General features: G+C 74.0%; 10 protein-coding genes. All 10 read right to left on the bottom strand.

Annotated elements, in window-relative coordinates; translation table 11 throughout:
* Nucleotides 1-66: 66 nt before the first annotated feature.
* Entirely contained in the window at nucleotides 67-1,311 is a 1,245-nt protein-coding gene (locus ACI6PP_RS15715) for a sensor domain-containing phosphodiesterase (protein ID WP_421112551.1), read from the bottom strand.
* The gene (locus ACI6PP_RS15710) at nucleotides 1,308-3,158 is read right to left on the bottom strand and encodes a sensor domain-containing diguanylate cyclase (protein ID WP_421112550.1); all 1,851 of its coding nucleotides are present in this window, start codon (nucleotides 3,156-3,158) and stop codon (nucleotides 1,308-1,310) included. Before ACI6PP_RS15710 ends, ACI6PP_RS15715 begins: the two co-directional genes overlap by 4 nt.
* Before the next feature lie 185 nt (nucleotides 3,159-3,343).
* A complete protein-coding gene (locus ACI6PP_RS15705; RefSeq protein ID WP_421112549.1) occupies nucleotides 3,344-5,809 on the bottom strand; it encodes a hypothetical protein in 2,466 nt (821 codons plus the stop codon).
* 146 nt (nucleotides 5,810-5,955) lie between these two features.
* Nucleotides 5,956-6,768 (bottom strand): PaaX family transcriptional regulator, encoded by an 813-nt coding sequence (locus ACI6PP_RS15700; protein WP_421112548.1) that lies wholly within the window; start codon nucleotides 6,766-6,768, stop codon nucleotides 5,956-5,958.
* Nucleotides 6,769-6,836: 68 nt separating this feature from the next.
* Nucleotides 6,837-7,565, bottom strand: a complete 729-nt coding sequence (locus ACI6PP_RS15695) for a maleylpyruvate isomerase family mycothiol-dependent enzyme (RefSeq protein WP_421112547.1) — start codon at nucleotides 7,563-7,565, stop codon at nucleotides 6,837-6,839.
* A 3-nt stretch (nucleotides 7,566-7,568) separates the two neighbouring features.
* On the bottom strand, nucleotides 7,569-8,396 hold the full coding sequence (locus tag ACI6PP_RS15690) for a fumarylacetoacetate hydrolase family protein (protein WP_421112546.1): 828 nt from the start codon (nucleotides 8,394-8,396) through the stop codon (nucleotides 7,569-7,571).
* Entirely contained in the window at nucleotides 8,393-9,481 is a 1,089-nt protein-coding gene (locus tag ACI6PP_RS15685) for a cupin domain-containing protein (RefSeq protein WP_421112545.1), read from the bottom strand. The genes ACI6PP_RS15690 and ACI6PP_RS15685 overlap by 4 nt, the downstream gene beginning before the upstream one ends.
* On the bottom strand, nucleotides 9,478-11,160 hold the full coding sequence (locus tag ACI6PP_RS15680) for a (2,3-dihydroxybenzoyl)adenylate synthase (RefSeq protein WP_421112544.1): 1,683 nt from the start codon (nucleotides 11,158-11,160) through the stop codon (nucleotides 9,478-9,480). Before ACI6PP_RS15680 ends, ACI6PP_RS15685 begins: the two co-directional genes overlap by 4 nt.
* A 5-nt stretch (nucleotides 11,161-11,165) precedes the next feature.
* Entirely contained in the window at nucleotides 11,166-13,232 is a 2,067-nt protein-coding gene (locus ACI6PP_RS15675; protein ID WP_421112543.1) for an acetate--CoA ligase family protein, read from the bottom strand.
* A partial coding sequence (locus tag ACI6PP_RS15670) for an FAD-dependent monooxygenase (RefSeq protein WP_421112542.1) occupies nucleotides 13,229-14,035 on the bottom strand: 807 nt, incomplete at its 5' end. The genes ACI6PP_RS15675 and ACI6PP_RS15670, both read right to left, overlap by 4 nt.

Here is a 14,035-nt window from a genome sequence, read left to right as displayed (position 1 = left end):
GACGGCACCGCCGATTCAGGGCCTGTCGATCCCCCTCTGAGGACCTCGCGCCCCCGTGCGGACCGGTCAGAGGTAGGCGGTGAGCCTGCGGCAGACCTTCAGCGCGACCTCGCGGTCGTAGGTGACGACGAAGTCGAACCGCCGGTCGGCCTCCGCACCGGTGTCGCCCACGTCGTGCGCGACGAGCGCCACCCCGTGGTGCGCGGTGATCAAGGCGACGGTCCACTCGTGCCGCAGCGGGTCCGACGCCGCGATCGAGGCGGCCCTGAGGCCCGCGGCCGGGGCGTCGTCGAGCAGCTCGGCGATCATCGCGGTGAGGTGCGTGCCGCCGGCGAGCTCGCTCCAACGACGGACCACGCGGGGCTTGACGTAGTCGCGGTGCTGGAACGCGCCGACCAGCACGGCGGTGGCGTCCCCGATCAGGGCCTGGTCCTCGATGTACTCGCTCATCGCCGCCAGCAGCGGCTTTGCCCCGCGCCGGACGGACGGCTCGTGACGGACGAGGTCCCACGGGGTACGGGTGTGCAGCATGTCGACGCGCGGGCGGGCGAGCTCGGCGACCGTCAGCGGAGCGATCCCGTCAGCGACGGGCAGCGCGCCGGGGCGTCCGAACCACCAGCCCTGGCCCAGCCGTGCCCCCATCGAGGCGGCGATCTCGGACTGCTCGGCGGTCTCGATGCCCTCGGCGACGACCAGGCAGCCCGAGCGGGTGGCCTCGGCGTTGACCGCGGCCAGGATGCGCGCGATGTCCATGCTCGGTCGAGCCTGGACGAGCCGCATGTCGAGCTTGACGATGTCGGGCTCGAGCAGCGGCATCATGGCCAGGGACGCCGGGTCGGCGCCGACGTCGTCGATGGCCAGCAGGACGTTCTCGGCTCGGAGGCGGCGGCGGAACGCCAGCAGGCAGGCCGGGTCGTCCGACACCTGCCGCTCGGTGATCTCGACGGCGAGCTGCCAGCCGCGACGTCGCGCCTCGGCCGCGAGCAGGCCGACCCACGCGGTGTCGGGGTGCTCGAGCGCGGTCGGCTCGACGTTCACCAGCAGCAGGGAGCCCGGGGGCACGGTCGTGTCCCCCAGCCCGCGGACGGCGGCCAGGCGGCACTGCCAGTCCAGCTCGTGCACGTCGTCGGCCGCGGCGGCGGCCGCGAACAGCTCGGCGGGCGACTCCAGGCCCGACCCGCGCGCGCCGCGGGCGAGCGCCTCGCAGCCGACCGTCCGCCCGGTGCGCAGGTCGACCACCGGCTGGTAGACCGAGACGACGTCCCAGCGCGCGACGACCTCGACCGGTGACAGCTCGGCGGAGGCGGTCATCGCTCCACCGACGGTCGGGCGGCCTTGGCGGCGTAGAGGTCGGCGTCCGCGCGTGCCATCGCCTGGGCGACGGTCTCACCCGGTCGGCAGGCGGTCAGGCCCACCGAGCACGTCTGTCCGGCCGGCATCTCGGCGCGGAACCGTTCGAAGATGGACCGCGCGGCGTCGAGGTCGCACGCGGGTAGCGCCGCGGCCAGCTCGTCGCCTCCCCAGCGACTGACGACGTCGGAGGTCCGCAGCGTCGAGGTGAGCAGGTCGGCCACCGCCACCAGCAGGTCGTCGCCGGCACCGTGTCCGTGCGAGTCGTTGTAGGCCTTGAAGTGGTCGAGGTCGACCATGGCGAGCACCATCGTCTGCGCGCGGTCCAGCGTCTGCGCCATCAGGGGCGCCACGGACCGGTCCCAGCCGCGCCGGTTGAGGAGCCCGGTCAGGCCGTCGGTCACCGCCGTCCTCTCCAGCGCCACCCGCATGCCCTCGGCGGTGAGGGCCGCGGCGACCTCGGTGGCCAGCGCGGCCATGGTGTCGCGGTGCGGTGCGAGGTCGGTCGGGCTGCGCCAGGCGGCCATCAGGACCGCGACGGTGCCGTCGGCGCCCGTCACCGGCTGCCACAGGGCCGAGTGCGCCGCGACGAGCTGCGCGAGCGCGGGGTTGACCATCGGGTCGGCGGCGAGGTCGGCCACGGCGTGCGACTCCCCCGTCGACCACACGTGCGAGGTGACCGAGAGGCGGTCCAGCCTCATCTCGGTGCCCCGGACATCGGCCCCGCGGGCGTGGGTGACCACGAGGACGCCCGGCGTCCCCTCCTCGATGACGAAGACGGCGTCGGCCCCGGTGAGCTCGGCCATGCCGTCGATCGCCACCGGTCGCGGGTCGTCCGCGCGCTGGGTCGCCTGGGCGATGCGCGCGACCACCTCGGTGAGCAGCTGGGCGTGCCTGGCCTCGTCCTCGGCCCGGCTGCGGTCGGTGACGTCGATGACGTGCGCCATCGTCCACCGCTCGCCGTCGGGCCCGCTGATGGGCGAGAGGGTGACCCAGGTGCTCACCACGGAGCCGTCGGGCCGCACGAAGCGCTGGTCGAGCTCGACGACGCCGTCCTCGCTGGCGTCCATCAGCTCTTCGACGCGCCCGTTCTCGGCGCGGTCGTCGGGGTGCAGGAACGGCTCGGCGCCCGAGCCGATCAGCTCGGCGGGCGAGCGTCCGAGCAGGTCGCTCAGGGCGGGGTTGACCTCGGCGAAGCGACCGTGCTCGTCGGCCAGCCCCATGCCCACGGGGCTGACCTCGAACACCCGGCTGAACTTGGAGGCCTGCGCCGTGGCCTGGCTCTGCGCCGCCAGCACGGCCTCGTGCTCGAGCGCGAGCTCCCGGCGCCGCTGGGCGAGGGACTCCATCAACCGGGCGGGCATCTGGCTGGCCATCGCGACGGCGAGCATGGCCGCGCTCAGCCGGACGACGGCCTGCGAGGTGGGCAGGTCGAGCACCGACCAGATCGCGAGCGCGGGGACGGGCAGCAGGAGCAGCCCCACCCGGGCGTGGGCGACGATGCCGATGTAGACGAACACCACCACGTAGAAGCCGGCGGCCAACGAGCCCGCCGTCGGCGCCAGCTGCCCGAAGGCGACGAGGTACGCCAGGGCGGCCAGCGGCCACCGCATCAGCCACCGTCGGCGGTTGCCGGGCGGCCTCACCCGGGCCGCGACGAGGCCCACGACCAGGGCGGCGGTCGCCGCGACGAGCACGCCCGCCGCCAGCTCGCGGGTGAACCCGGCCGCCGCCAGCGTCAGGACCACGACGGACGTCAGGCCCCACGCACCCCAACGCTCAGCCCGACGGGTGGTGTGTGCATCCATCGAGCCAGTCTCATCCATCTTGATGACCGATGTACCCGAAACAGACGAAACCGAGATTGACGTGATCCAGGTCACACCTTCACGGGACGCGCCTCGCTCTTGCTCACGACAGACCCAGGACCTCGAGGCCGCCGGACCCGAGCGGCCGGAGGTCGGTGACCTCCGGCCGCTCGACGCCCTGGCCGCTAGGGGCGCGGGTCCCCGGTGTTCGGGGGGAACCGCACCGGCGGCAGACCCTGCAGCGGCAGCTGCGGGACCTGGACGCCCAGCTCCGGCGGCAGGGGCAGGTCGCCGAGCACATCGGTGGGCAGCTGCGGCAGGCCCGGCAGGTCGGCGGGCGGGTCCCCCGGCGTGCCGTCCTCACCGACGACGACGGCGTCGCCGCACCCGGTGAGGGTCACGCGGAGCGGACCGTCGGTCCGAGCGACGAGGTCGGCGTCGCAGGTCACCCCTGCCCGCTCCGGGTCGATCGTGATCGACTCGACGTTCTGCGAGGTGATCCGCAGCTCGTCCCTGCGCGGAGCCGGGACCGGTTCGCCCCGGTCCCGGGCCTCCCGCGTGTAGGGGTTGACCGGCGAGAAGGTGCCCTTCTGGGTGCCGAGCTCGGCGGTCCTGGTGCTCAGCTCGGGGTCGGTGACGCCCTGGCCCGCGGAGACGACGTCGATCGTGCCGAGCTCGTCGTCACGGTTCTCGATGTCGCTGACCCAGTAGGCCCGGTCGCCGACGAGGCCCGACTCCGGGTCGTCCATCTGCGGGTTGCGCACGTAGGTGACGTGGTGCGGGTCGACGGCGCGCTTCTCGTCGCCGTACCACTTGGTGGCGAGGTCCCACATCCCGTTCTTGCACATCACCAGGTGCTCGGCGGCGAGCCCGGCCCAGCTGATGAACTCGTAGTCGTAGTCGCCGAGCGCGTAGGCGTTCGCACGCTCACGGGTGATCGGGTACGGGATGAAGTCGTCGTTCAGGCCGGCCCACTCCATCACCGGCTGGTTGCGCCGGCTCGGCAGCAGCGGGGTGAGCTTGGAACCCGGCTCGTGCTGGGTGACGGTGTCGATCGGCAGCGTGTCGGCCACGCCGTTGACGCCGGGGAACGACGCCGCACGGTCCAGGCCGTCGCAGATGAACGCCTTGCTGAACACGTCGGGGAACTGCAGCGACAGCTTGTTCGCCCCGTAGCCGCCGCTGGAGAACCCGCCCATCGCGGTGCGCTCGGTGTCGAGGTCGTAGTGACGACGCGCGTCGGCGATCGCCTCGAAGACCGCGGCTCCGGAGTCGCCGTAGAACCACTGCTCGTTGCCGCGGGCGTCGACATCGATCACCATCGTCGGGTCGCCCGGACGTCGGGCGAAGCTCTGGTAGAGGTCGTCCTCCCCCTCGACGTCGTCGCCGGGGCGCAGGGCGTAGCCGTTCGTCCAGACCATCGAGGAGTAGCCGTCGGCGGGCGGGGCGGCCTCGGGCACGTAGACCATGTACCGCTGCATCCGGCCCGGGAGGTCCGAGACGCAGTCGTCGCGGCAGACCCAGCCGAACTGCAGGCTGAAGCCGTCGGCCGCACCCTCGCCGGTACCGGTCTGCAGGCCGCCCTGCTGGGTGCCGGCGCCGGCGGGCGGGCCGCCGGGGTCGCTGGGGACGCGACGACCCTGGGCCTTCTCCGAGCCGGTGGCGAAGACGCGCGTCATGTAGCCGGTGGTCGGGACGCCGCTCATGTCCTCGGTGCCCGCGGCGAGCTTGGTGAAGTCGACGTCGGCGTGGAAGGCGGAGATGTCGCCGTCGGCGATCGCCCGCTTCTGGTCGTTGTCGCGGTAGGGGGCCTCGAACGGCTCGTCGAAGCGGAACGCGGTGTCGAAGAACGCCGAGGGCGTGGAGTCGCCCACGACCGCGCCGCCGGGACGGGTCGGGCTGGGGGTGGCGGCCGGAACCAGGTAGCGGTCGTTCTCGCGGTCCCACAGGCCCGCGGCCGCCGCGAGTCGCACCGAGGTCTGCCCGGTCGGGTCGAACGTGCTGTGCGGCACCCGGATCTCGACCTGCCGGCGCTCGCGGTCGACGCTCACCTGCGGGGAGCCGAGCGACTCGCCGGTGGCGGCGTCGGTGATGTCGCCGTCGGTGCCGTTGACGGTGACGAACTGCTCGGCCGGCAGCACCGTGTTGGCGCCGTAGGGGGCCGGCCGCGGTGACGGCGAGTCGCCGAGCGCGAGCGTGAGGCCCGTCAGCGTCGGGTCGGTCATGGTGTTCATCGTGATCCGGAAGGCCGTCGCGTCGGCCAGCGGCTTGGCGCGGACCTCGAGGATGTCGGCGGCGTTGCGACGGTAGACGTCGTCCTCGGGATAGGTGTAGTTGCGCAGGATCGTGTCGAGCGGCCAGCGGTACTGGTTGCCGCCGCCCTGGTCGTCGTACACGCAGCCCTGGTGGACGTACTCGCCCCGGCTGTACGCACTGGTCATGCAGACACCGATCGGGTCGGCCTCCCACACACCGGTGTTCTGCAGCTGCGCCGCGTCGACCGCGGGCGCCCGCAGCAGGTCGGGCCCGGCCAGGTTGGGCCGCGCCCCCTCGGTGTCCTCGGCCTCGGCCGACACCGGCACGGCCCCGAGCACCGACGCACCCAGCAGGCACGCCAGCGCCGACGCCGCGATCCGATTGCTCCGTCTCATCGCAGACCTCCCCGAGGCCCGGACCCGTCCGCGCAGGGTGCGCGAAGCTCGCGGATCACCGCCTCACGGACATCAACGACATGACCCGCGTCACGTTACGCTTTTACTGCGACCGGTGAGGATTTGTTTCAGATTGGGGGCGGGGGTCAGGAGACGTGGACCGCGCGGCCGAGCACCGACGCCACGTGGTCGCGCGCCGCCGGTCCGAGACGCTCGTGCGCGGCCGCGAACAGGTCGTGGGCGGCCTCGCCGGGCCACCCGGCCGGCCGCAGCTGCGGGGGCAGTCGGGGGTCCTGGAAGGGGAAGTGGCGGTAGGTGGCCACGAGGTCGGTCCGGGCGACCAGTGCGTCTGCTCCCGTGAGGGCGTCGACCCGGTCGAGCAGCGGACGGTTCCCGGCGTCGAAGGCTCGGTACTCGTCGGCGAGCGCGTCGAGGTCCCAGCAGCGGCGCGCGAGGTCGAGGTCGCGGTCGAGGTCGTCGGTGCGGCACGTGAGGACGTCGACCTGCGCGGCCGCGACGTCGGCGACCAGCGCCCCGGCCTCGGAGCGCCGGTCGCCCGGCGCCAGCCAGGTGGACGTGGTGAGCGGTCCGAACCCGTTCCAGGCCAGCTGCTTGCGCAGGTGCTCGCGCCCCTGCCGCTCGGACTCCGAGACCTGGTAGATCACCATCGTCCAGGTGCCGTCCCACGTGGTGGGGGTGGTGGCGAAGATCCGTCGCCGCCCGGTCTCGAGCACGTCGAGCATCGAGTCGCTCAGGCGGTAGACGGTCTCGCGCCCGTCGCGTCGCGTGGTGAACCAGCCCTCGCGCCGCAGCCGCGACACCGTCACCCGGACGGTCGCCGGCGCCACCCCGAAGTCGCCCATCAGGGTGGAGAGCTGGCCCAGGCGCACCTCGGCGTCGGTGTACCGGAGGTAGTCGCCGAACAGGTCGAGGATCAGCGAGCGGGGTCGGGTGGCCACGGGCCCCATCATGCCGCCCGGACCGGTGAGGGTCCGGGCCCCGTGCGGGCGCGGCGACGTCGTCGCGCTCAGATCCACCGTGGCGCCGCGGGCACGTCGACGCCGTCCGCGCGCAGCGTCCCCCGCCCGGTGGCCCATCCGACGACGGCGCGCAGCGGGCCGGAGACCACCCGCGGCGAGGCGGCGTCGACGTCACCGAGCCGGCGGCCACCGTCGGTCTCGACCACGAGCCCGACGGCCTCGCCGCGACGCGACCAGGCCCCGACGACGTCACCGAGGAGCCGGCCGAGCACCGGCTCGGGCACGTCGGCGAGCCGGCCGCCGGCGTCGAGGTCGACGGCGTGCAGCCACACCTCGCGCGAGCGCATCCAGACGGTCTCCGCGACCGGGACGGTGCGGCCCTGCGCGGTGACGACCGGGACGTCCCAGCGGTCGGCCGGCAGGTCGCGCCAGCGGACGTCGAGGTCGATCGCCGCGTGCTCGCTGAGGTTGCGCAGCGCCGCCGGGTTCAAGGTGGCACCGAGCTCGATCTCCTCGTTGCGTGCGCCCGGGGAGGGGTACATCGGGTTCTCCACTCCCGACGCGGCCCACTCGACGAGGCGCGCCAGCGCACGGGCGTTGTACCCCACGTGGGCCGTCAGGTGCCGTCGCGTCCAGCCCGGCAGCAGGCTGGGGCCGTCGAGCGCCGCGTCCGACACCGACGCGAGCACGCGCCGGTAGTAGGCCGTGCCGAGGCGCACGAGCGCGAGGTCGTCACGCACCTGCGGGTCGGTGGCCTGGTCGACGCGTGCGACCACCGCTCAGCCGACCTTCTCGGTGACGACGCGGTTGCGGAGCTCGCCGAGACCGTCGACGCCCGTCGCGAGGGTCTGGCCGTCGGCGAGGTAGCGCGGGGGCTTGCGGGCGTGCCCGACGCCGCCGGGCGTGCCGGTGAGGATGAGGTCGCCCGGGCGCAGCGTCACCAGCGTCGAGACGTAGGAGACCAGCGCGAGCGGGCCGTGGACGAGGTCGCTCGTGACGGACTCCTGGGTGCGCTCGCCGTCGACGGCGGTCCAGATCGCCGGGCCCGGCTCCCACTCGTCGGTCGTGACGAGCGCCGGCCCGACCGGGGTCGAGGCCTCCCACGCCTTGCCCTGCAGCCACTCCTTGGTGCGGTTCTGCCAGGTGCGCATCGAGACGTCGTTGGCGACGGTGTAGCCCGCGATCGCGGCCGCGGCGCCGGCCTCGTCGACGCGACGGACGGTCTTGCCCACCACGACGGTCAGCTCGGCCTCCCAGTCGACGGTGTCGTCCTCGGGCGGGAGCAGGACGTCGTCGTACGGGCCCGCCAGGGTGTCGGTGAACTTGGCGAACAGGGTCGGGTGCTCGGGCAGGTCGCGCCCCATCTCGAGGATGTGGGTGCGGTAGTTGAGGCCGACGCAGACGATCTTGCCCGGCGCGGGCACCACGGGTGCGAGGTCGACGTCGGCCCAGGCGTGCTGCCTGCCGGACGCCGCCTCAGCGACGGCACGCCAGTCGTCGCGGGCGAGCAGGGCGCCGACGTCGGTGGCGTCGATCTCGGTGACGACGTCGTCGTCGAGCCGGCCCGCCCGGTGTCCGTCGGCGGTCCTCAGGGTCACGAGCCTCATGCGGTGTCGTCCTCCACGTAGGTGCGGTCGAGCGCGAGCCGCTCGACGATGGGCTGGTCGCCGAACGCGAACAGGTCGAGCCCGTCCTCGCTCTGCAGGCTGAAGGGGGTCCAGGACGGCACGACGACGAGGTCGCCGCGCTCCACCCGGAGGGACTGGCCGTCGAGGACGAACGCGCCGCGTCCCTCGAAGACCTGGTAGACGCTGGAGCCCACCTGGCGGCGCACACGCGTCTGCACGCCCGCCTTCAGCCGGTGGAACTCCGCGCGGATCGTGGGCATCACGTCGCCGCCGGTGGTGGGGTTGACGTAGCGGATCGCGGCGTGGCCCTGCTCGACCGTGGCCGGGAAGCCCTGCGCCTCGAGCTCGAGCTGGTTCGCGAGCGCTCGGTCGGTGTGCTCCCACCGGTACGCGCCCAGCGGCGACGAGACGGTGTCGCGCAGGCCCGACAGCGGACGCAGACCGGGATTGGCCCACAGCTGCTCGGACCGCGAGATGTCGGGGGTCGACTCGTCGGTGACGCGGTCCGAGCCGAACTCGAAGAACGCCGTGTCGGTGTAGTGCACGAACGGGATGTCGAGGCCGTCGATCCAGGCCATCGGCCGGTCGGTCTCGTTGTGGTGGCCATGGAAGTTCCAGCCCGGCGTCAGCAGGAAGTCGCCGCGACGCATCGCGACCGGGTCGCCGTTGACGACCGTCCAGACGCCCTCGCCCTCGACGACGAACCGGAACGCGTTCTGGGAGTGCCGGTGCTCCGGCGCCACCTCGTGGCCGCCGAGGTACTGGATGGCGGCCCACAGCGTCGGGGTGGCGTAGGGCCGACCGCCGAGGCCGGGGTTGGCCAGCGCGATCGCGCGACGCTCGCCGCCGCGGCCCACGGGCACGAGGTCGCCGGCACGCTCGGCCAGCGGCAGCAGGGTGTCCCAGCGCCAGACGTGCGGGATCGCCTGTGGTGTGGGCGACTCGGGCATCAGGCCCTCGCGCTGCGTCCACAGCGGCATCAGGTTCTCGGCCTCGAAGTCGGCGTAGAGCCGGTCGAGCTCACGCTGCTCGGCCTCGGTGGGGTGGTCGGCCTGGGTGGTCATCGTGCCTCCTGTCGGGTGGGGACGGTGGCCTCGGCCATCCGTCCGCTGATGTCCTCGCGGAGCGCCTTCTTGTCGATCTTGCCGACCTTGGTCATCGGCAGGACCTCGACGACCTCGAGCCGCTCGGGGATCTTGAACGCGGCGACACCGGCGTCCTCGAAGCACCGGCGCACCTGGTCGAGGGTGATCGTCGCCCCCGGCTTGGGCACGGCGTAGACGCACAACCGCTCCCCGAGCACCGGGTCGGGCATCGACACCGCGGCCGCGATCTCGATCGCCTCGGTGCGGTACAGCAGGCTCTCGACCTCCTCGGCCGAGATCTTCTCCCCGCCGCGGTTGATCATGTCCTTGTCGCGGCCGTGCACGACGAGGTTCCCGTCGGGGTGACGGACGACGACGTCGCCGCTGCCGTACCAGCCCCCGTCGATGAAGGCGCGTCCGTTGTGCTCGGCGGCGCGGTAGTAGCCGCGCGGCGTGTAGGGGCCGCGGGTGAAGATCGCGCCGGGCTCGCCGTCGGGCAGGTCCTGGCCGAACGGGTCGAGGACGCGCACCTCGTCGGCCGGGCACACCGGCCGCCCCTGGGTGGTGCAGACGACGTCGTCGGGGTCGTCGAGCCGGGTGGTGTTGATCAGGCCCTCGGCCATCCCGAACACCTGCTGCAGCGTGCAGCCCAGCACCGGTCGCACCAGGCGGGCGATCTCGTCGGGCATCCGCGACCCGCCCACCTGCAGGACGCGCAGGCTGCGCAGCTGGTCGCCTCCCACGGTCTGCTGGTGCTCCACCCACTTCTGGGCGACGGCGGGCACGGCGGCCGTGACGGTGACGCCCTCGGCCTCGATCGCGGCGAACGCGCGGACGGGCTCGGGGCTGGGCAGCATGACCACCCGGCCGCCCACGAGCAGCGTGCCGAGGATGCCCGGGCAGGCGAGGGGGAAGTTGTGGCTGGCCGGCAGCGTGCCGAGGTACACGTCCTCCGCGGCGAGCTCGGCCGTGCGCGACGTCCAGCGCAGGTTGCAGACGTAGTCGTCGTGCGTGCGGGTGATCAGCTTGGGCAGGCCGGTGGTGCCGCCGGAGATCAGGAAGCAGAACGGCGACCCGGGATCGGGGGCGACGGCGTCGAGACGCGCGCGGGCGGCCGCGGCGTCGTCGGCGGGGGCTAGCAGTCCGTCGAGGCCGAGGGCGCCGTCGCGCGGGACTCCGTCGACCAAGACGACCTCGAGGTCGGGGAGCTCGTCGACGAGGTCGTGCGCGAGCTGCTGGTGGTCGAAGTCGCGCAGCACGTCGGGGACGGCGATCGCGCGGGCCTGCGACACCTCGGCGAGGTGAAGCAGCTCGTGGCGACGGTGGGCCGGCAGCGCCATCACCGGGACGATGCCCGTGCGGGCGAGCGCGAGGACGAGCACGACGAACTGCCATCCGTTGGCCAGCTGCACCAGCACGCGGTCGTCGGCTCGCAACCCGGCGTCGAGCAGCCGGCCGCCGGCGGCGTCGGCGCGGTCGACGAGCTCGGCGTACGTCAGGCGGGTGCCGCCGTCGACCACGGCGACGCGGTCGGCGGCGCCGTCGGCGACCTCCCACAGCAGGTCGCCGATCGGGCGTCCCTCCCAGTAGCCCTCCCGTCGGTAGCGCTCGGCGACGTCGTCGGGCCACGGGACGGTGCCCTGGCTCGTGTGCTCCACGGTGCTCAGTCCTCTCGGTCGGCGTCGGAACGGGCCACCAGCACGGCGTCGAGGGCGAGGAGCCCGTCGTGCGTGGCCCGCAGGGGGTTGATCTCGACCTCGGCGAGGTCGTCGTGCTCGAGGAGCAGGCCGCCGAGCGCCGCGAGCACACGGGCCAGCTCGTCGCGGTCGACGCTCGGGCCGCCGCGGTGGCCGTCGAGGAGCGCGCGGGTCCGCAGGTCGTCCGGCAGCGCGACCAGCTGGCGCGAAGTGGCGGGCACGGACGCGATCGCGACGTCGGCCAGCACCTCGGTGGCGGTGCCGCCGAGACCCACCAGGACGACCGGCCCGAACACGGGGTCGCGGCGGGCTCCGACCACCAGGTCGACGCCGCCCGCGGCCATCTCCTCCACCAGCCACGGTCCGTCGCCGAGGTCGGCGAGCCGGTCGAGCGCCTCGTCGAGGTCGTCGTGCGAGCGCACGCCGAGGTGCACTCCCCCGACGTCGCTCTTGTGCAGGACGTCGGGGTCGCAGATCTTGACCGCGACGGGCACCGTCAGCCGGTCGAGGGCGTCGTGGGCGGCCCGCCGGTCGGCGCAGACCGCTCGCGGCGGCGTCGGGACGCCGAGCCGTCCGAGCAGGTCCTTGGCGACGGCCTCGTCCCACGGTCCGTCCGGGAGGTCGACGGCGTCCACGGTGGGGCCGTCGCCCTCGGAGCGGTGCCGGGCGCGTGAGTCGTCGACTAGCGCGGTGACGCCGCGCGCCAGCGACGTGGCGCCGGTGACGAGCGTGACGCCCTGCTCGTCGGCGGTGAGGCGGCCGACGGCGACCTCGTCCTCGGGCCCGTCGAGGCCGACGACGGCGCGCACGTCGCCGAGGCGGGCCTGCGCGACGGTGGCGGGCAGGTCGACGACCGGCTCGGTGAGGCCGTAGACGGCCATCAGGTCGATGCCGTCGTCGGCCGCCACCGCCTCGACCACCTCGACGTGGCGCGGCCCGGGGCGGCCGGTGTCGACCGGGTTGGACTGGAAGGTGATCGGCGGCAGCAGCTCGCCGAGGCGCGCCTGCGTGCGGTCGGACAGCACCGGCATCGAGACGCCCGCGCCCTGCAGCGCGTCGGCGACGAGCAGACCCGGGCCGGCCTGGCCGGTGACCAGGGCGACGCCCGGGTCGGCCAGGGGCTCGAGCCGGGTGCGGGCGAGCGTGGTGACGGCGGTGACGAGCGCGTCCTCGTCGTCCACGACGACGGCACCGGCCTGGGCGAGGAGGGCGCGGGTGGTGCGCCACGACGTCGCGAGCGCGCCGGTGTGCGAGCGGGCGAAGTCGCCCACGTCGTTCTGGCCCACGACGAGAGCCACGACCGGCGTGGCCGTGGTGGCGCGACGGACGACGGCCAGCAGCGCGTCCCCGTCGGCGACGGTCTCGACGTGCAGCGCGATGGCCCGCGTCGCCGGGTCGTCGGCGAGGTGCCCGACGACGTCGGCCGACGTCACGTCGAACCCCGCGCCGATGCCGACCCCGAGCGAGAGGCCCGCGCCGGCGCGCTGGAGGGCGAACGCGAGCGCGTGGTTGACGCCTCCGCTCGCCGCGACGACGCCTACGGCGCCGGCCTGCAACGAGGCGACGCCGGGGACGAAGCTGGCTCGCAGGCCCAGGCCGGGGACGAAGAACCCGGAGGTGTTGGGGCCCAGGACGCGGACGCCGGTCTCGTGTGCGGCCTCGGCGAGGCGCCGCTGGTGCTCCACTCCCTCGCCGCCGGCCTCGGCGAACCCGCCGGCGCAGACGAGGGCGGCGCGGACGCCGACGCGGGCGGCGTCACGGATCACGTCGGCGCAGACGGCGGCGGGCACGCAGAGGACGGCGAGGTCCAACCTCGCGTCGACGGCGGACGCCGCGGCCTCGAGGCTGGGGTGCGTCCCGTCGTCGCCGGTGGAGCGGGCGTTCACCAGGGCGACGGGTCGCGAGAAGGCGCCGAGGGCGGCGGCCATCACCCCACCCAGCTTGGTGGGATCGGTGGACGCACCGACCACGGCGACGCCCTCGGGGTCGAGCAGCGGGGCCAGGGCGGACGGGCGGACCGCGATCTCGGTCATCGGGCCTCCTCCGGGCTCGCGACGGCGTCGGCCCGGCCCGCGAGCAGGACGGTCTCGGCGGCGGCGTCGTCGAGGTCGTCGACCAGGACGGCGACGAGTCCCCGTCGCAGGCGGGCCTCCTCGCACAGGAGCACCCGGGTCAGCGAGGTACCGCCGTGGACGGCCACGAGCCCGGACGCGGGAAGTGCCTCGGCCGCGGCGGCCAGCCCGTCTTCGTCCGGCGGAGCGGTGACCAGCGGCGCGGTGACGTCGGCGAGCTCGAGGCGCCGTCCGTCGAACCGCCTGCCGTCGACCTCCAGAGGTGTGGCGAGCGGCGGTGCCCCGTGCTCGGCGGCCCAGACGTCGCGGACGGCGGCGACGAGGTCGGGGTCGCGCTCGGCGATCTTCTCGACGTCGATGGAGCGGGAGAAGAAGTGGAAGGCGAACGTCAGCGGGTCGAGCTCGCGCTGGTAGGCGCCGAACCGCTCCCACCAGGCCAGGCTCGGGCCGGCGGCGTCCTGGATGCGCGCGACGGACGGCTGCCGCGTCTCCTCGTACCGGTCGAGCGCCCCGGCGAGGTCGTCCGGCGTCGCGGCGACCTCCTGGGCGAGGACCACCGCGTCCTCCATCGCCATCTTGGTGCCCGAGCCGACCGAGAAGTGCGCGGTGTGCACCGCGTCGCCGAGCAGCACCACGGTGCCGTCGTGCCAGCGGCTCGAACGGCGGGTGCGGAAGCTGCCCCACCGCGAGTTGTTGGTGACCAGCTCGGCGCCGTCAATGTCGTCAGCGAACAGCTTGGTCAGGTAGTCCTGGGAGTCGGTGTC

The sequence above is a fragment of the Solicola agrisoli genome (genome assembly GCF_049059935.1).
Classification (GTDB): domain Bacteria; phylum Actinomycetota; class Actinomycetes; order Propionibacteriales; family Nocardioidaceae; genus JAURVT01.
Note: the sequence above shows the minus strand (reverse complement) of the source record. Positions and strands in the feature narration are given on the sequence as shown.

What these genes read in the sequence shown, in the direction of transcription:
- ACI6PP_RS15715 (WP_421112551.1), bottom strand. Translation starts at nt 1,311, where the DNA reads ATGACCGCCTCCGCCGAGCTGTCACCGGTCGAGGTCGTCGCGCGCTGG.
- ACI6PP_RS15710 (WP_421112550.1), bottom strand. Translation starts at nt 3,158, where the DNA reads ATGGATGCACACACCACCCGTCGGGCTGAGCGTTGGGGTGCGTGGGGC.
- ACI6PP_RS15705 (WP_421112549.1), bottom strand. Translation starts at nt 5,809, where the DNA reads ATGAGACGGAGCAATCGGATCGCGGCGTCGGCGCTGGCGTGCCTGCTG.
- ACI6PP_RS15690 (WP_421112546.1), bottom strand. Translation starts at nt 8,396, where the DNA reads ATGAGGCTCGTGACCCTGAGGACCGCCGACGGACACCGGGCGGGCCGG.
- ACI6PP_RS15685 (WP_421112545.1), bottom strand. Translation starts at nt 9,481, where the DNA reads ATGACCACCCAGGCCGACCACCCCACCGAGGCCGAGCAGCGTGAGCTC.
- ACI6PP_RS15675 (WP_421112543.1), bottom strand. Translation starts at nt 13,232, where the DNA reads ATGACCGAGATCGCGGTCCGCCCGTCCGCCCTGGCCCCGCTGCTCGAC.